We start from the raw sequence: 17,292 nt of genomic DNA on the forward strand, positions 1-17,292 counted from the left end.
CCGCGAAGCAGGCGGGGCCATTATAGTTGGCTTTCCCGGTTATCAATCGGTGGTTCTTACGGTAGTACCTACGACGGTTCTTTCAGTGGTAATTATGGCAACTCCAGCACGACTCAACCGCTGTTCAAGAGCTAGCTCAGAAGTATACCAGCGCTGCATTTTAATCGCATGAGAGATTGTCGACAAATCAAGGGCGACCCCTAAAAGAGCTTATGAGCACCTTATATTTATTGCATAAACCCTATCGCATGCTCTCTCAGTTTACCGATCAACAAGGCCGTAACACATTAGCCAATGTTATCGATGTGCCTGGCGTGTATGCCGCAGGTAGGCTTGATTACGACTCGGAAGGCCTGCTGCTATTGAGTGATGATGGCAGCCTTATCCACCGCATCGCCCACCCGCGTCACAAACAGCCTAAAACCTACTGGGTGCAGCTCGAAGGGAATATAAGCGATGCCTCGATTGACGCGCTCAAGAACGGCATCCTCCTTAAAGATGGCCCCACCCAACCTGCAAAGGTACGCCGTATTAAGCCACCTCTTATTGCGGAGCGTGACCCCGCCATTAGTCCCAAGCGTCATCCGGTAACCAGCTGGATTGAGCTAACCATCACCGAAGGACGCAACCGCCAAGTGCGCCGCATGACTGCCCACGTGGGCTTCCCTACACTGCGACTGGTGCGCGCGGCGATAGGTCCCTGGCAGTTGGGCGACCTCTCCCCCGGAGAGTGGCGCACAGAAACGCTGCATGCTCCTCGCCCTACTAGCCCTCCCAAACACAGAGCCCCACGCAAGCACAGGCGCTCCACATGAGCAACGCAATGACTAAGGGAAATTCGATTAACAACGGAACTATTCGAAATACGGTCGCCTGCGTTATTCAGCAAAACGAGCGTTTTTTAATGGTGGAAGAAGACCGCGGCGACACGCAGACAGTTTTCAACCAACCGGCCGGGCATATAGAGCCAGGTGAAGGGCCTCTGGCAGCCGTGCTCAGAGAAGTACAAGAAGAAACTGCTTGGCAGGTCACACTAACCAGCTACCTAGGCCTGTATGTGTTTCATACCCCCGAAGGCCTTACCTTTCATAGCCACGGCTTTATTGCGACGCCTGATGTGTTACTTACATCGCCGATTGATAGCGATATCACGGCGACTCACTGGCTGACACTGGATGAAATCAGCTCACTCGATGCTGCCGGCCGGCTTCGCAGCTCACTGGTACTCAAGCGTATTAGCGACGCTATTAGCGACCGTAGCTATCCCCTCACGGTGATTCAGGAGTGAAGCACTCGAAGCACCAAGCTCCCATCGTGTATAATTAGCGCCCAACTGCCCACCACTTCAACTGAGGATGCCAATGACATCCACCCATGGCACGTCTACTCATGAAGCGTCCGAGGCCGACACCCCAAAAGTAATTGTTGGCATGTCGGGCGGCGTCGATTCATCGGTTTCCGCTCTCCTTCTACTCCAACAGGGGTACGAAGTTGAGGGCTTGTTTATGAAGAACTGGGATGAAGACGACGGCACCGAATACTGCACGGCAAAAGAAGACCTTGCCGATGCCGAGGCGGTGTGCACGAGGCTAGGTATCAAGCTGCATACCGCCAACTTCGCTGCCGAGTATTGGGACAATGTATTTGAGCATTTCCTGGCAGAGTACAAAGCAGGCAGAACGCCTAATCCCGATATTCTGTGCAACCGAGAGATCAAATTTAAGGTTTTTCTTGAATACGCCGAAATGCTGGGCGCCGATAAAATTGCGACCGGACACTATGTGCGCCAAGGGGTTCGTGAAGGTCGCCCACGTCTGCTAAAAGGCTTGGATAGCAATAAAGATCAAAGCTATTTCCTGCACGCAGTGCCTGAAGCGGCGATTGCACGCACCCTGTTTCCTGTCGGCGAGTTGGAAAAACCCGCCGTTCGGGCACTGGCTGAACAGCACGATCTCATTACCGCCAAGAAAAAAGACTCTACCGGCATTTGCTTTATCGGCGAGCGCCGCTTCCGCGACTTTTTGCAGCAATACCTACCCGCACAGCCCGGCAATATTGAAACACCCGAAGGCGACGTTATTGGCAAACACATGGGGTTAATGTACTACACCCTTGGACAGCGTCAGGGGTTAGGCATTGGTGGCCTAGCCAACTATTCGGAAGACCCTTGGTACGTAGCGGCCAAAGATCTGGAGCGCAATGTGTTGATTGTCGTCCAAGGCAAGCACCATCACCTGCTGTTTAGCAATGCTCTGGCCACTGAAGCGATGGATTGGGTAGCAGGCGAACCGCCTGCCTCGCAGGGCCGTTTTACCGCCAAGACCCGCTACCGTCAAAGTGACTGCCCGTGTGAAGTCCAAGCGTTGCCCGATGGCTCTGTCGAGGTGGTTTTTGATGCCCCCCAATGGGCGGTGACACCTGGCCAGTCATTGGTACTTTATGATGGTGATATTTGCTTAGGCGGCGGTGTTATTCGCGCCACTTGGAACACGACGGAGGCAGCCGCATGAGCGCCACCCCCATTCACCGTGCACCCGATTCCCAAGCCGCCCGCCAAGCACTGGCACTGGCTGGTGTCTTTCAAGCGGCAAGCCTAGTAGATGAACTAGCGCGTACCGGACAGGTTGACCCCCGCGCCTGGGAAACGCTGATTAACGCGACGGTCGACACTAACCCAGATAGCTTTGAAGCCATCTATGGCGGCCACCCCAACAACCTGCGCCGAGGACTGGATACGCTGGAAGCGCTGGTTGGGCGCAAGCAGGCTAACCCCGTGGTATTGCGCTACGGCTTTTCACTGCTACTGCTAATGAATAAGCTGCGCACTGATCGCCATATGATGGATTTGCTTGGCCAAAAGCTGGCCCGTGTTGAGGGGCAGGCAGAGCATTTCGGCAGCACCCATGAAAATGTCATTGCCAGCCTTGGCGAAGCCTACCAAGAAACCATTTCGACGTTCAAAACCCGTATTGTCGTGCAGGGCGACCCATCGTTACTGCAAACACCTATGATGCCCGAGCGGGTGCGCGCCTGCCTGATGGCAGGCATTCGTTTTGCGCTACTGTGGCATCAACAAGGCGGGCGTCGTTGGAAGCTGGTCTTCCAACGTAAAGCATTAAGGCAAGCTCTGGACAGCCTCGGCTGACCCGCTTGCGACACCCAGACACATCTTCGACACATTGACTTTCGACCACCCTGGAAACCAAGCCATGCAACTCTCTGCTTTGACCGCCCTCTCTCCCGTTGACGGCCGCTACAGCGCTAAAGCTGCCGCGCTTCGTGAGCATTTCAGCGAATTCGGCCTCATCCGTGCTCGCGTGATTGTGGAAGTGCGCTGGCTGCAGCGCCTTGCTGACCACAGCCAAATTGTCGAAGTACCGCCGCTTTCAGCGGAAGCGACTGCCTTTCTTGAGCAGCTGATTCGCGACTTTTCTGTCGAAGATGCCGAGCGCATCAAAGAAATTGAGCGAACCACTAACCACGACGTCAAAGCGGTTGAGTACTTCTTGAAAGAGAAGATTGCTGGGCAACCCGAACTCAACGCAGTCACCGAATTTATTCACTTCGCCTGCACCAGCGAAGACATCAACAACCTTTCTTACGGCGTCATGCTGGCAGATGGCCTTAAAGCCATTCTGCCTACCCTGCATGAAGTGGCAGATGAGATTGCCAAGTTGGCCATTGCCCATGCGGCCCAACCGATGCTTTCGCGCACCCACGGACAAACCGCCAGCCCCACAACGCTGGGCAAAGAAATGGCCAACGTGGCCTACCGTTTGAAGCGCCAGCTCAAGCAAATTGAACGTGTTGAGATTCTGGGCAAAATTAACGGTGCCGTGGGTAATTACAACGCTCACCTCACGACTTACCCAGATATTGACTGGGAAGCCAACGCGCGTACCTTCGTGGAAGGCTTGGGCCTAAGCTTCAACCCCTATACCACACAGATTGAGCCGCACGACTACATTGCCGAGCTTTTCGATGCGGTTTGCCGTTTCAACACCATTTTGATCGACTTTGATCGCGACGTATGGGGCTATATTTCGCTGGGTTACTTCAAACAGCGCACCATCGAAGGCGAAATTGGCTCATCCACCATGCCGCATAAAGTTAACCCGATCGACTTTGAAAACTCGGAAGGTAACCTGGGGCTCGCTAACGCGGTGCTTGGTCATTTAGCACAGAAACTACCGATTTCACGCTGGCAGCGCGATCTGACAGACTCCACTGTGCTGCGAAACCTAGGCGTGGGCCTGGCTTACGGTCTGATTGGTTACCATGCAAGTCTCAAAGGCATCAGCAAGCTGGAAGCGAACCCAGAGCGCCTTGCAGAAGACCTGGACAACAGCTGGGAAGTGCTCGCCGAGCCAATCCAAACGGTAATGCGTCGTTACGGCATCGAAAAACCCTACGAAAAGCTAAAAGAACTGACCCGTGGCAAGCGGATTGATCAGGCAGGCTTTGCTGCCTTTATTGATACGCTCGAGCTACCTGAGCCGGTTAAACATGAGCTGAAAGCGCTCTCTCCTGCCAGCTATATTGGTAATGCGAAGGCACAAGCCGAAGCACTTAACCAGCGGCTTGCTGCACTCTAAACGACGCCCTAGGATAACGCCATGAGCCAACACGATAAGCCACTTACTTTACTCGGCGACTTAACACCCGAAGATTTCTTAGCCAACTACTGGCAACAGAAGCCGCTGCTGATTCGTGGCGCTATCCCCGATTTCATTAGCCCCATCGACCCTGATGAGCTCGCCGGGCTTGCCTGCGAACTCGGCGTGGAAGCTCGTCTGGTGGAAGAAAATGGGCCAGAGGGACCCTGGCAGGTTTCCCATGGCCCGTTTGACGACGCGACCTTCGAGCGACTGCCGGAAGGCAACTGGAGTCTGCTGGTTCAGGCGGTTGATCACTACGTGCCGTCAATCGCTGCGCTCATGGATGAGTTTGACTTTCTACCCCGCTGGCGGCTGGATGACATCATGGTGAGTTATGCACCACCTGGAGGCAGCGTCGGTCCGCATATTGACCAATATGATGTTTTCTTGCTCCAAGCCAGCGGTCAGCGCCGCTGGCAACTAGGCAGCAAGCAGCCTGACAACGCGCCGATCATTCAAGGCATCGACTTACGCATCCTTGAAACGTTCGAGGTCGAAACAAGCTCCGACTGGACCCTGGCGCCGGGCGACATGCTCTACCTTCCTCCCGGCTGGGCCCACCATGGCGTTAGCCAAACCGACGACTGCATGACCATTTCGGTCGGTTTCCGTGCACCTTCAGCCGATGAGGCCATCACCTCTTACGCCGATTATGTGGGTGAACAGTTATCTGATTCTCAACGTTATAGCGATGCAGGCATGACCCCCGCCCAGCATCTGGGTGAATTAGACGACGACGCCGTCGAGCGTATGCGCCAATTTGTGCTCTCCACGCTGGATAAGCCCGAACAAGTGGCGCAATGGTTCGGGCGAGTGATGACCCAGCCGAAGTATATTGACCAAGTAGTCCCCCTTGAAGAGCCAATGAGCGAAGCAGAGCTTGTAGCGCAGCTACAAGAGGGCGAACCACTCCTTCATATGCCGGGTTCTCGCGTTGCCTGGCGCAGCGATGCCAACGGTACCACGCTATTTGCCGATGGTGACGGGCACGCCTGCTCAGAGGAGCTGGCTAAGCGGCTTGCTGACCCCACCCCCATGTATGAAGACGTACTCGACCTTGACGGTGCCGCTGCGCTCATCACTCAACTTGTGAACACTGGCAGCCTGGGCTTTATGGGCGAAGAGGAGGATGAGGAGTAATGGTGCCTGCCACCACCATTGTTAGCGGCCACTGGGAGGCGCTCAAAGATGCTGCCTCTCCCATCCGCCGCGTAGTGTTTATTGACGAGCAGAACGTGCCTAAAGAAGAAGAGTGGGATGGCCGAGATGAGGAGTGCATCCACTTCTTGGCCACTGTTGAGGGCACGCCGGTGGGCACTGCTCGCCTGCTACCGGATGGACATATTGGGCGTGTTGCCGTCCTTGCCAGTTTTCGCGGCTCTGGCATTGGCTACCAGCTAATGGAGGCCGCCATACGGGCTGCCAAATCAGCAGGCCATACCAGCGTAGCGCTAAGCGCTCAGCTACACGCTCTCGCTTTCTACGAGCGTTTAGGGTTTGTCACCCACGGCGATGTATTTATGGATGCCGGAATACCTCATCGAGAAATGGTATTGACGTTTTAATCACCTTACTCGTTCTGAAGCCCTACGATAACGCCACCTCTGTGTGGCGTTTTTTGTGCATATTGCTACCCATCTGACGAAAAACCACTACACAAACAGGGCGCCATAGGGAGCCGCTGTAGTCGAACTACAACCACACCTGCCCCCAAGTGACAATTGTTGAATGCCCTATTCTCGTTGATAGTAACTGCATCACGGCGTTATCGACTGTCGCAAGCGTCTTTACCACCTTCGACGTTAGTGTGTTAGACGTTTGGTTCAAAGACGATAGACGTAGAGACAGCGCCGTAAAATTCAATAATGCTGAACACAACTTCGCAGGTGCAGCATAAGCGTCAGCTAATCTTGCGAACAGCTATCACGACCCCAGAGGAAACAGCTTATGTCAGGACTGCTCGAAGATATCAAAGCAATGGCCCAACTGCGCGAAGCTCAAGGCGGCAAATGGGAAGCGATCAAACCTGAATACGCTGCACGTATGCGTGCCCAAAACCGTTTCCACACGGGCTTAGACATCGCCCGCTATACTGCCAAAATCATGCGTGAAGACATGGCAGCCTACGATGCTGATACCTCTCAGTACACGCAGTCCCTGGGGTGCTGGCATGGCTTTATTGGTCAGCAAAAGCTGATTTCCATCAAAAAGCACTTCGGCACGACTAAGCGACGTTACCTGTACCTTTCTGGCTGGATGGTGGCCGCTCTACGCTCAGAGTTTGGCCCGCTTCCCGACCAGTCAATGCATGAAAAAACCTCTGTTGCCGACCTCATTGAAGAGCTTTATACCTTCTTAAAGCAAGCCGATGCGTGGGAGCTCAACCACCTGTTCCGTGCTTTAGACGACGCAAAAGAAGCAGGCGACAGCACTAAAGAGCAAGAGCTGATCAGCAAAATCGACAACTACGAGACGCACATCGTACCGATCATTGCCGATATTGATGCTGGTTTCGGTAATGCTGAAGCAACGTATCTGCTGGCTAAAAAATTCATCCAAGCGGGCGCTTGCTGTATCCAGCTTGAGAACCAGGTTTCCGATGAGAAGCAGTGCGGCCACCAAGATGGCAAAGTCACCGTTCCCCACGAAGACTTCCTGGCAAAAATCAATGCGGTTCGTTACGCCTTCCTGGAGCTTGGTATTGAAGACGGCGTTATCGTTGCCCGTACCGACTCACTAGGCGCAGGCCTGACTCAGAAAATCGCCGTTACCAATGAGCCTGGTGACTTGGGTGATCAGTACAACAGCTTCTTAGATGGCGACGTTATTGAAAACGCTAGCGACATTAACAACGGCGACGTGGTTATCAAACAGAACGGCAAGCTAGTGAAGCCTAAGCGTTTAGCGTCGGGTCTCTACCAGTTCAAGCCAGGTACCGGTGAAGACCGTGTGGTGCTGGACTGTATTACTAGCCTGCAAAATGGTGCTGACTTACTGTGGATCGAAACCGAAAAACCCCACGTTGGCCAAATTGCCAGCATGGTTAATCGTATTCGCGACGTCGTGCCTGATGCCAAGCTGGTTTACAACAACTCACCTTCGTTTAACTGGACACTCAACTTCCGGCAGCAAGTATTCGATGCGTGGGAAAAAGAAGGCAAAGACGTATCTGCTTACCAGCGCGATCAGCTGATGAGTGTTGAGTACGACAACACCGAACTTGGTCAACTTGCCGATGAGTGGACCCGCAACTTCCAGCGCGATGCCGCTCGCGAAGCCGGTATATTCCACCACTTAATCACTCTGCCGACTTACCACACCGCCGCGCTGTCTACCGACAACCTGGCTAAAGGCTACTTCGGCGATGAAGGTATGCTGGCTTACGTTGAGGGCGTTCAGCGCCAGGAAATTCGCCAAGGTATCGCCACCGTCAGACACCAAGACATGGCAGGCTCTAACATTGGCGATGACCATAAGGAGTTCTTCCATGGTGATGCAGCCCTGAAAGCCGGCGGTAAAGACAACACCATGAATCAGTTCGGCTAATCACTTGCTTAGCAACACACAACAGGGGGCTGCATGCCCCCTGTTTTTTGCGTTTCTCTCAGTACCCCCCTTCTCATCTACCCTCTCTCAATGAATGATGCACATTTTTGCACATTGCTTTCTTAATACTTGTCTACAATTCATAGTGTGATCTTTTACCTGGATGACTAGTCAAAGCGTTATACTTGCGTTATGTTCTTAGCGAACACCGTTCTATAACTAGCTCAGACATTACCTATTATTGCTGCTTTGCAGCCATGCGGGCCGAGAAACATTGGAGATTTTAATGAAACGTATACTACCTATTGCCGCACTAAGCATTCTTACGCTAGCAGGCTGTGCTAACACCGCTCCTTACTCTGGCGATGTATACCGTGGTAACCAAGCACAAACAGGCCAAAGCGTCGCCTATGGTACTGTGGTTGCCGTGCGCCCAGTGCAAATTCAAGCAGATAGCCGTACCGGCAACATACTCGGTGGTGGCGGTGGTGCTGTTATCGGCGGTCTACTTGGAAGCCAAGTGGGTGGCGGTTCAGGTCGCCAGCTAGCGACTGTAGCTGGCGCGCTAGGCGGTGCGGTTGCCGGTACTGCAGCGGAAGATCGCGCAAACCGGATCAATGCGCTGGAGATGGAAATCCGTCGTGATGACGGCACCGATGTCATTGTCGTACAAAGTGCCGACCGCCAATTCCAGGCAGGACAACGGGTTCGCTTGATTGGTAGCGGAGCTAACTTGAGCGTCGCCCCCTACTAATCACCGATATTTATCAACCACAGATACTTATCTGTTACACCAAAAAACGCCTGGCCAAATGAATGGTCAGGCGCTTTTTTTGGAACGGCGTCTTGGTCAACAAGCAGATATTTCAACAAGCCATTTAATTAAGTCTCTACTTAATTAATGAGTCGTCTTACTGCTTGCCCAACTTGCCAGCTTTGCGATAACCAAACCAATAATCGCCAGCAGAATGACTACCAGCAATATATCCACTGGGCGAACCATCGTCGTTGCGCCCAGTATCGCTAATGCCAACACCCATATATAGCGGTTTTCACCATGGGTCTTTAAAACCTCAGGCAGCATCTTATCCAAGCCTTGGCTAACACCACTATCCCAGCGCTTATTCGCAAAGTAAGCAATTAGCGCAAATGTGATAACCCAGATAAAGAAGATCGTCATAACCAACTCCGGTGAAGGTTGTCTTAAGGGGGAAAAGAGGTTGACGTAGGGTATCCTCGGACTCTCGTCGGCGCAATAGCGCCAAAGGTGTGGGGGCAGAAAAAGCCCGTTTACCCCCTGACAAGCCAGCTCTCACGCGTTACCATGTTGGGACATGCACTCACCGAAAGGTTATTTAATGCAAATTGCGCAAAACTCGGTTGTCGCGTTCCACTACACTCTGACCAACGATGCAGGTGAAGTGCTTGACAGTTCCGAAGGCCGTGAGCCACTGACGTATCTCCACGGTGCTGGCAATATTATCCCAGGCCTGGAAAAAGAGCTTGAAGGTCGTTCTGCTGGCGACAAACTGAACGTAAAAGTAGCACCCGAAGAGGGCTACGGCGAAGTTCAAGAACAGCTGATGCAAGAAGTACCCCGCGATGCGTTCCAAGGCGTTGAAAGCATCGAGCCTGGCATGCAGTTCCAAGCGCAGACCCAGGGCGGCCCATTGATGGTTACCGTTAAGAAGGTTGAAGGCGATACCGTTGTTGTCGATGGCAACCACCCGCTGGCGGGACAGCACCTCAACTTTGATGTTGAAATTGCTACTGTCCGCGAAGCGAGCGAAGAAGAAGCCGAGCACGGTCATGTGCACGGTGAAGGCGGCGTTGAGCACTAATCACTCAATGCATGCTGTAAATAAAGGGCGGCCCTCGGGTCGCCCTTTTAATTTGCGCTACTGCTCTTCGGGAATTAACACCAGCTGCCCGTAACGCACGCTGCGCGATGACGTCACCTCATCGGAAAACTGCTTTAGCGCGCTGCCCTGCCCTTTTAATAGCGCCACTTCCAGACAACTATCATGATTAATGTGCACATGGAGCGTCGATAACGTCAGATCGTGATGATCGTGAGAATGACGGGTTAAGCGTTTAGATAAATCTCGCGCCGCGTGATCGTACACATATACCAGTGCTCCCATGCACGGTGCCTCTGGTGCAATCTCTTCTTTAGCCTGCTTTAAGCCGCTACGTGTTAAGTCACGAATCGCCTCCGAGCGGTTCTGGTAGCCACGCATCCGCATTAGCGCATCCACTTCGCTTAGCAACTCCTCATCGAGCGTTACCGTCACTCGTTGCATGTTATCTCCCTAGCTGGCATTCAATTGGATAGCAGCTCAACCACTTTCGGCTCAAAAAGTATGATGTTATTGTTAAAACATCATACTCACTCAAACGGCCATCTTATGCATTGCGACTACCGCTTCATCTTACCGAGTCTAGCCGCAGCATGCTTGGTGCTAAGCCCGCCACTGGAAGCAAAAGAGCAGTTGGTGCTGGCGATAGGCGGAGAACCAGAGCAAGGCTTTGACCCGCTGCTTGGTTGGGGCCAATACGGCAACCCGCTGTTCCAATCAACACTACTCACCCGAGGGCGCGACCTCAACGTAGATGCTGGGCTTGCCACCGCATGGTCACTTTCAGAAGACCGACTTACCTGGACACTCCGACTACGTAGTGATGCTCGCTTTGCCGATGGAACCCCACTCACCGCAGCGGATGTTGCCTATACTTTTAATGCTGCCGCCGCAGCCGGTGGGCGCGCCGACGTCAGCGCACTCAGTAAAGCATACGCCATTGATGACCACACAGTTGAACTAACACTAACGACACCGCGGATTACTTTTATTGACCAGCTGATGACCCTAGGTATCGTTCCTGATGCCCAGCGGGAAAACGGCTATAACGAAGACTATGGCAGGAAGCCGCTTGGCTCAGGCCCTTACCGTTTAGTCGAGTGGCAAGAGGGTGAGCAACTGATTGTCGAGCGCAATCCCTATTTTTATGGCCCAACACCAGCGTTTGAACGGTTGGTGTTTGTGTTTACCGGCGAAACCTCGACGCTAAGCGCCGCCCAGGCGGGACAGGTTGACCTTGCCTCCGTGCCCCCCGCTCTAGCAACCAAATTACCCGACCATATGCATCGCGTGGTAATGGAGAGCGTTGATAACCGCGGCATTTTATTCCCAATGCAGCCGGACTTAGGCAATCGCGCGCCCTCAGGGGCCCCCATTGGCAACGATGTGACATCTGATCTCGCTATTCGCCAAGCAATCAACCTGGCGCTCGACCGAGAAACGCTGGTGGATGTTGCACTGAACGGCTTTGGCCGACCAGCCTTCAGCCCAGCCGATGGTTTGCCCTGGAGCCTTGACGATGAAGCATTGACCGCGCCTGACCTCGAGCGCGCCAATGCCCTACTCGACACCGCGGGCTGGGAGCGCCGCCAAGATGGGATACGCTATAAAAATGACCTGCCCGCCCGTTTCCGTTTGACCTACCCTGCCAGCGATACCACCCGCCAACTGCTAGCCCAAATAAGCGCCGAAATGGTACGCCCCCTGGGGATTGAGGTGCAGCCTACAGGGCGTCACTGGGACGAGATCCAACGCGAGGCACTACACCAAGACGCCATTGTGTTTGGCTTCGGCAGCCACAGCCCACAAGAAGTTTACTACCTGTTCCACAGCCAGCATGCTGGCTTTGGTTTTTACAACAGCGGTTATTATGCCAATAACACCGTTGATAGCCACCTAGAGTCTGCCCAGGCAGCCGCTAGCGTTGAACAAGCGAATAAGCACTGGCGAGACGCCCAGTGGGACGGCGATAGTGGCTACGGATTTAGGGGCGATGCCAGCTGGGCGTGGATGGTCAATCTTGACCACGTATATGCTGCCGATGCGTGCCTGGATGTCGGGGAGCTGGGCGTTGCCCCTCATGGTCACGGATGGCCAATCACCGCGAACCTGCTGGAATGGCGCTGGACGTGCGATTAATCCAACAGATAGCGAGCCGGCTAGTGCGGCTTATCCTGGTATTGCTCTGCGTGGCGGCCGTGTCGTTTGGGTTGATCATGCTTTCTCCAATCGACCCAATCGATGCCTACCTCGGCTCTCAAATGGCTCAGGTAAGCCCTGACCAACGCGCTCTCATTGCCGAGCAATGGGGCTTTGATGCGCCGCCTGCTGCTCAATTTAGCCGTTGGCTAAGCCAGTTGCTAAGCGGCGAGTTGGGATGGAGTCATATTTACAACCAGCCAGTCAGCGACGTCATTAGCCAGCGCTTTCAACGCTCGATATTACTGCTGGGCAGTGCCTGGCTACTTGCTCTGCTTGTCGGCTTTGCGCTGGGCATTATCGCCGGTGCTAAAGAGGGCTCATTACTAGACCGCCTGATTTGCGGCTACGTCTATGTCACGGCATCCACCCCTACCTTTTGGCTCGCCATGCTGGCACTGTTGCTGTTTTCCGTTTATCTCGGCTGGATGCCTACCTGCTGCGCGGGCCCCACGGGCGTTGTCAATCAGGATGTCAGCACGCTCACCCGACTACATCACTTGATACTACCTGTCGCCACACTGGCTCTGCTGGGCATCGCCGCCATCACCCTGCATACGCGCGCGCGAATGGTGGCTCTCATGCGTTCCGATATTGCCCTGCACGCCTTTGCCCAAGGCGCCACTCGCTTCGATATTGCTTGGCGGCACGGCATTCGTCACGCCAGCCTTCCAGCAATAACCCTCGCCTTTGCCTCACTGGGCGAGCTATTTGGTGGCTCTATACTCATAGAACAAGTGTTTGCCTACCCAGGGCTTGGACAAGCTACCGTTGAGGCCGGACTACGTAGCGACGTGCCGCTTCTATTAGGAATAGCGCTGTTTACGGCACTGTTTGTGAGTATTGGCAATCTGATCGCCGATAGTCTCTACCAACTTATCGATCCACGCATCTCCAAGGAGCAGCCATAATGAGCGCGCAGCCTCGCTTTGCAGCGGCTGCCTACTGTGGCCTGTTCTTTATGCTATTGGCAATACTGGCAAGTAGCGCATGGTGGCTAGGAAACAGTCCATCACAGATGCAGTTTGACGCACGACTGATGCCTCCCAGCACCAGCCACTGGTTAGGTACCGATGCACTTGGTCGTGAGCTGTGGGCACGCACAGTGGCAGGATTGCGGCTGAGCTTTTGGGTGGGGTTAAGTGCTGCACTGCTAGGAACGGCCATTGCGCTAACGTTAGCCGCTGTTGCAACCCTTTCGACGACGCTCAATGCCATCATTAGCTTACTGATCGATACGCTCTTAAGCGTACCGCATCTCATTTTACTGCTGCTCATTGCATTTGCCTTAGGCGGCGGCACCCAGGCCGTCATTATCGCCGTCGCCTTTACCCACTGGCCCAGCTTAACCAGAGTACTGCGTGCCGAGCTACTGACGGTGCGCCAGGCTCCCTATGTGGCTATTTCTCAGGGGTTTGGTAAGCGCCGTGGATTCATTTTAGTGCATCATTTACTACCCCACGTGTTTCCACACTGCATCGTCGGCGCATTACTGCTGTTCCCCCATGCCATTTTGCATGAAGCTGCGCTGACCTTTTTGGGGGTCGGGCTAGACCCAAGTCAGCCAGCGATCGGGGTATTATTGGCTGACGCCATGCGCTATTTAACGGCGGGCTACTGGTGGCTGGGCGTGTTCCCAGGGTTGGGGTTACTACTCATGGTGCTATGTATTGACCGCTTAGCATTTCACTTAAGGCGAGCGCTGTAGAGGCCTATAGGAGCGTGTAATGCTGCAGATTAACCAGCTCAACTTGCAACTTCCCCACTATCGGAAATGGTGGCGCCGAGAGTGGGCAACCTGTATCGAAGACGTAACATTCGACGTACAGCCAGCAGAAATACATGCCGTCATTGGTGCATCTGGCGCAGGAAAAAGCCTGCTCGCCTCCACGATTATGGGATTATTACCTGAAGGGGCGAAGGCGACTGGTCAGCTCTATTTTGATGGCAACTTATTAACCAGTGAACACCAGCAACGACTCAGAGGTCACCAGTTAGCACTCATCCCACAATCGCTTAACGCGCTAGACCCTCTGGTTCGCAGCCAACGCCAAGTAAGCTGGGCAGCCCGCCGAGCGGGAAATCCCCATACCGTGGCTTGGCAGCTCGCTCGAGAAGCATTATCCCACTATCAGTTAGACCGCGATGCCCAGCGGCGCTATCCCCATGAGCTTTCTGGCGGCATGGCGCGGCGTGTCTTAACCGCCATGGCTCATGTAAGTCGGGCCAACCTGATCATTGCTGACGAACCAAGCGTAGGCTTAGATCCGCAGCAACGTAATCGCGTACTGGCCGCGCTTAAAGCATTAGCCTTGGAAGGCAAAGCGGTGATACTAATCACTCACGACCTGCGCCACGCGCTACCTATTGCCGACCGTGTCACCATCATGCGTCAAGGCCGCTCAGTCGAAACCACCCAAGCCAGCGCATTCCAAGGCCAAGGGGAACAACTGCAGAGTACATATGCAAGAGCGCTGTGGCATGCGCTCCCCAACAATGCCTTCAGCACCTCCCCCACTCGCCTATCATCCAAGGAGCCCACCCTTGCTTGAGGCTCGCCAACTGCAATTTGGCTTTCGTTCCAACGTGCCGCTATTAGAAACGTTATCACTGCGCCTTGAACACGGCGAGTGGCTAGGGTTAAGCGGCAACTCAGGCGCCGGGAAATCAACCCTGGGCAAGCTCCTGGCAGGTCTGTTGACACCACAGCATGGCGACGTCTATGTGGATAACAAACCACTAACGCAACGCGGACTACGGCCGGTGCAGTGGCTGGCGCAATCACCAGAGCTTGCGGTCAATCCACGCTGGCGAGTAGGAAAGACGCTACGCGAAGCCTGGACACCATCGGATGCATTGATACAGGATTTTGGTATCCGACGTGACTGGCTTGAACGCTTGCCCAACGCACTATCAGGCGGTGAGCTACAGCGTATTTGCGTACTGCGCGCCCTAGCGCCAGGGGTGCGTTACCTAATTGCTGACGAGATATCGACAATGCTTGATCCGATTACCCAGGTAGAACTGTGGCAAGCACTCAAACAGCATGCCAGGCACCATCAGCTCGGCGTGCTGGTGATTAGCCATGACGCCGCGCTTCTAGAGCGCTTATGTACCCGACGTGTTCATTTAGCAGGAGGCGTATTAAATTAACGACGCACGACTCGACGCTCAAAACGCCATAAACTAATGCCAATTGCCAGTGGCACGCAGAGCAGTAGCCATGAACCAACCACTACCCCCTGCCACTGTGACCAGCGCCAAAACGGCTCCAGCCAAAACCCACCCACGCTGGCCCCTAAATAATAAAACACCAAATAGAGCGCCGATGCACTACCCCGCGCGCCCTGAGCATAGCGGCCTACCCAACTGGAAGCCAACGAGTGGGCGAGAAAAAAACCAAACGCATTGATCGTTAAACCAATAATAATCAGCGTCAGTGAGTTCGCCAACGTCACCGCAGACCCCACCATTAAAATAGCGACACCGGCACTGATACATCCCCCAGGAGAAAATCGCTCGGCTAACCGCCCCGACACAGTAGAACCAAACGTACCGCCCAGATACGTCAGAAAAATCAGCCCTAAGCTGCTAGCCGCTAATTGATAGGGCTCGCCCGCCAGACGAAAAGTAATGTAACTGTATTGATTGATAAAAATAAGAAAGTTAATACCGCCCAAACAGTAAGCTGCCAGCAACAAAGGGGAACGCAAGTGGCTGAGCAAGTCTGTCGCTGCTTGGCGAAACTGAAAAGGCTTAGGGGTAAATGCCTTGCTATTGGGCAACAGTCGCCAAAACACAACGCAGCCAACCACCGTCATCACACCCACAGCCAAAAACGCTGCTGTCGTGCCACCTAAGGCCGCCGCTCCGCCGCCCACTACGCGCCCGCTGATACCACCAAGCGAATTGGCCCCAATATAAAGACCAACGGCGCTTAACAACGCGGGCTTATCAAACTCATCGCCCATCCATGCGATGGCCACTGCTGGCAGCCCACCCAGCACAAAGCCCTGCAGCAAACGCAGTAACAGTAGACTTTCAAACGTAGGAGCAAAGGCTAGCGCAAGAGAAAGACAGCCCGCTAACAGTAACGTGATGCGCATAATGGCTTCTCGGCCAATCGCGTCAGAAAGAGGACCAAATACCAGCAGTGCGAACGCCAGCGAAAGCGTCGATACGGACATCAACAGGCTGACGCCCAGTGTCGACACGCCATAGGCATCTTTCAGCCCAGGTAGAAGAGGTTGCGGCACATATAAATTAATAAACACAAGAAACGACCCTAAGCATAGGGCCGCTGTCGCGCGCCACCAGGCGCGCGTTTTAGCTTCAATCATGCCATCCCCAACGTTAAACGCTGTATGGTGACACTCACTGCATGAAACGGTCACCTAGCTGGGCAAGGTTAGTTGGCTCCAGAGCACGCCTAGACTGCCAGTAGTAGCGTTTCCAGTAGCTATTATTCAAGTTAGAAATAATCACACCCTGGGAAGAAGACGCATGTAAAAAGCGGCCATCCCCTACGTAAATCCCCACATGATTATAAGGCCCAGGGGGACGGAAGAAGACCAGATCGCCCGCCTGCAGCTCTTGGCGGTCGATCGGGCGTCCCTCATGCACTTGATCACCCGTCGTGCGTGGAAGCTCTAAATTAAACGTATCAAGAAATACATTTTGTACCAGTGCCGAACAGTCGATTCCACTGTCTGAGCTACCACCGATGCGGTAGGGCGTTCCAGCCCATCGCTGATGCTGCTCTAACAGCGCTTGGCGAATGAGTGTAGGTGGAGGTGTCTGAAGGCTACGCACTTGGCCATTGGAGTGTTTCGCAGGAGACATTGCAAGATGCTCCCCCTTCGCCAATCCCGGCAACGCCAACGAGAAGTAATCTTCAGGTGGCTCCATGCTCTGGCGCGAGGCAGAGCCAGCACAACCAGTTAAAACAGCAACAACAGCACAAACACTTACAACACGGACAGCGGTCACAGCGGGGTGTGGCAACGCAACCATGCAACTAACCTCGTAAA

Annotated in this window: 19 protein-coding genes; 15 read left to right on the forward strand and 4 right to left on the reverse strand. The window is 54.0% G+C overall.

Features of this window, described 5'->3' with window-relative positions:
- Positions 1 to 212 precede the first annotated feature (212 nt).
- The 9 genes from HZS79_RS07445 to HZS79_RS07485 all read left to right on the forward strand — a co-directional run bounded on the left by HZS79_RS07445 (position 213) and on the right by HZS79_RS07485 (position 8,958).
- On the forward strand, positions 213 to 815 hold the full coding sequence (locus tag HZS79_RS07445) for a pseudouridine synthase (protein WP_162218566.1): 603 nt from the start codon (positions 213 to 215) through the stop codon (positions 813 to 815).
- Complete coding sequence (locus tag HZS79_RS07450; RefSeq protein WP_246311429.1) at positions 812 to 1,288, forward strand: NUDIX hydrolase; 477 nt, start codon at positions 812 to 814, stop codon at positions 1,286 to 1,288. The genes HZS79_RS07445 and HZS79_RS07450 overlap by 4 nt, the downstream gene beginning before the upstream one ends.
- Positions 1,289 to 1,361: 73 nt before the next feature.
- Positions 1,362 to 2,510 carry a tRNA 2-thiouridine(34) synthase MnmA gene (gene mnmA / locus HZS79_RS07455; RefSeq protein ID WP_162218568.1) on the forward strand — a complete coding sequence of 383 codons (1,149 nt, stop codon included), beginning with the start codon at positions 1,362 to 1,364 and terminating at the stop codon, positions 2,508 to 2,510.
- On the forward strand, positions 2,507 to 3,145 hold the full coding sequence (gene hflD / locus HZS79_RS07460) for a high frequency lysogenization protein HflD (RefSeq protein WP_162218569.1): 639 nt from the start codon (positions 2,507 to 2,509) through the stop codon (positions 3,143 to 3,145). The genes mnmA and hflD overlap by 4 nt, the downstream gene beginning before the upstream one ends.
- A 64-nt stretch (positions 3,146 to 3,209) precedes the next feature.
- On the forward strand, positions 3,210 to 4,595 hold the full coding sequence (gene purB / locus HZS79_RS07465; protein ID WP_179927478.1) for an adenylosuccinate lyase: 1,386 nt from the start codon (positions 3,210 to 3,212) through the stop codon (positions 4,593 to 4,595).
- Positions 4,596 to 4,616: 21 nt separating this feature from the next.
- Positions 4,617 to 5,798: a cupin domain-containing protein gene (locus HZS79_RS07470; protein WP_179927479.1), complete on the forward strand. Its 1,182-nt coding sequence runs from the start codon at positions 4,617 to 4,619 to the stop codon at positions 5,796 to 5,798.
- On the forward strand, positions 5,798 to 6,223 hold the full coding sequence (locus HZS79_RS07475; protein WP_179927480.1) for a GNAT family N-acetyltransferase: 426 nt from the start codon (positions 5,798 to 5,800) through the stop codon (positions 6,221 to 6,223). The genes HZS79_RS07470 and HZS79_RS07475 overlap by 1 nt, the downstream gene beginning before the upstream one ends.
- A gap of 382 nt (positions 6,224 to 6,605) precedes the next feature.
- The gene (locus HZS79_RS07480; protein ID WP_179927481.1) at positions 6,606 to 8,204 is read left to right on the forward strand and encodes an isocitrate lyase; all 1,599 of its coding nucleotides are present in this window, start codon (positions 6,606 to 6,608) and stop codon (positions 8,202 to 8,204) included.
- 286 nt (positions 8,205 to 8,490) lie between these two features.
- Positions 8,491 to 8,958, forward strand: coding sequence for an outer membrane lipoprotein (locus HZS79_RS07485; protein WP_162218574.1), 468 nt, complete (start codon positions 8,491 to 8,493; stop codon positions 8,956 to 8,958).
- 144 nt (positions 8,959 to 9,102) lie between these two features.
- On the opposite strand, the gene HZS79_RS07490 is transcribed toward HZS79_RS07485, so the two are convergent.
- Entirely contained in the window at positions 9,103 to 9,384 is a 282-nt protein-coding gene (locus HZS79_RS07490) for a hypothetical protein (RefSeq protein ID WP_162218575.1), read from the reverse strand.
- A gap of 178 nt (positions 9,385 to 9,562) precedes the next feature.
- On the opposite strand from HZS79_RS07490, the gene HZS79_RS07495 reads away from it, so the two are divergent.
- Positions 9,563 to 10,045 (forward strand): FKBP-type peptidyl-prolyl cis-trans isomerase, encoded by a 483-nt coding sequence (locus tag HZS79_RS07495; RefSeq protein ID WP_162218576.1) that lies wholly within the window; start codon positions 9,563 to 9,565, stop codon positions 10,043 to 10,045.
- Positions 10,046 to 10,102: 57 nt separating this feature from the next.
- Here HZS79_RS07495 and nikR read toward each other — a convergent pair whose 3' ends face one another.
- Complete coding sequence (gene nikR / locus HZS79_RS07500; protein WP_162218577.1) at positions 10,103 to 10,507, reverse strand: nickel-responsive transcriptional regulator NikR; 405 nt, start codon at positions 10,505 to 10,507, stop codon at positions 10,103 to 10,105.
- 105 nt (positions 10,508 to 10,612) lie between these two features.
- Between nikR and HZS79_RS07505 the strand changes: the two genes are divergently transcribed.
- From HZS79_RS07505 to HZS79_RS07525, 5 genes are read left to right on the forward strand one after another with little or no spacing between them, the layout of a single operon-like run.
- Positions 10,613 to 12,202, forward strand: coding sequence for an ABC transporter substrate-binding protein (locus HZS79_RS07505; protein WP_179927482.1), 1,590 nt, complete (start codon positions 10,613 to 10,615; stop codon positions 12,200 to 12,202).
- Positions 12,193 to 13,173 carry an ABC transporter permease gene (locus tag HZS79_RS07510; protein ID WP_340159016.1) on the forward strand — a complete coding sequence of 327 codons (981 nt, stop codon included), beginning with the start codon at positions 12,193 to 12,195 and terminating at the stop codon, positions 13,171 to 13,173. The genes HZS79_RS07505 and HZS79_RS07510 overlap by 10 nt, the downstream gene beginning before the upstream one ends.
- Positions 13,170 to 13,970, forward strand: coding sequence for an ABC transporter permease subunit (locus HZS79_RS07515; protein WP_162218621.1), 801 nt, complete (start codon positions 13,170 to 13,172; stop codon positions 13,968 to 13,970). Before HZS79_RS07510 ends, HZS79_RS07515 begins: the two co-directional genes overlap by 4 nt.
- A gap of 19 nt (positions 13,971 to 13,989) precedes the next feature.
- Complete coding sequence (locus HZS79_RS07520) at positions 13,990 to 14,814, forward strand: ATP-binding cassette domain-containing protein (RefSeq protein ID WP_162218579.1); 825 nt, start codon at positions 13,990 to 13,992, stop codon at positions 14,812 to 14,814.
- The gene (locus HZS79_RS07525; RefSeq protein WP_162218580.1) at positions 14,807 to 15,415 is read left to right on the forward strand and encodes an ABC transporter ATP-binding protein; all 609 of its coding nucleotides are present in this window, start codon (positions 14,807 to 14,809) and stop codon (positions 15,413 to 15,415) included. Before HZS79_RS07520 ends, HZS79_RS07525 begins: the two co-directional genes overlap by 8 nt.
- On the opposite strand, the gene HZS79_RS07530 is transcribed toward HZS79_RS07525, so the two are convergent.
- Together HZS79_RS07530 and HZS79_RS07535 are read right to left on the reverse strand one after the other, a co-directional pair.
- Positions 15,412 to 16,602, reverse strand: coding sequence for an MFS transporter (locus HZS79_RS07530; RefSeq protein WP_162218581.1), 1,191 nt, complete (start codon positions 16,600 to 16,602; stop codon positions 15,412 to 15,414). The genes HZS79_RS07525 and HZS79_RS07530 overlap by 4 nt on opposite strands.
- 34 nt (positions 16,603 to 16,636) lie before the next feature.
- The gene (locus HZS79_RS07535) at positions 16,637 to 17,275 is read right to left on the reverse strand and encodes a C40 family peptidase (RefSeq protein WP_162218582.1); all 639 of its coding nucleotides are present in this window, start codon (positions 17,273 to 17,275) and stop codon (positions 16,637 to 16,639) included.
- Positions 17,276 to 17,292 lie beyond the last annotated feature (17 nt).

Origin of the sequence: Vreelandella zhaodongensis (assembly GCF_013415115.1) — a bacterium.
Taxonomy (GTDB): domain Bacteria; phylum Pseudomonadota; class Gammaproteobacteria; order Pseudomonadales; family Halomonadaceae; genus Vreelandella; species Vreelandella zhaodongensis.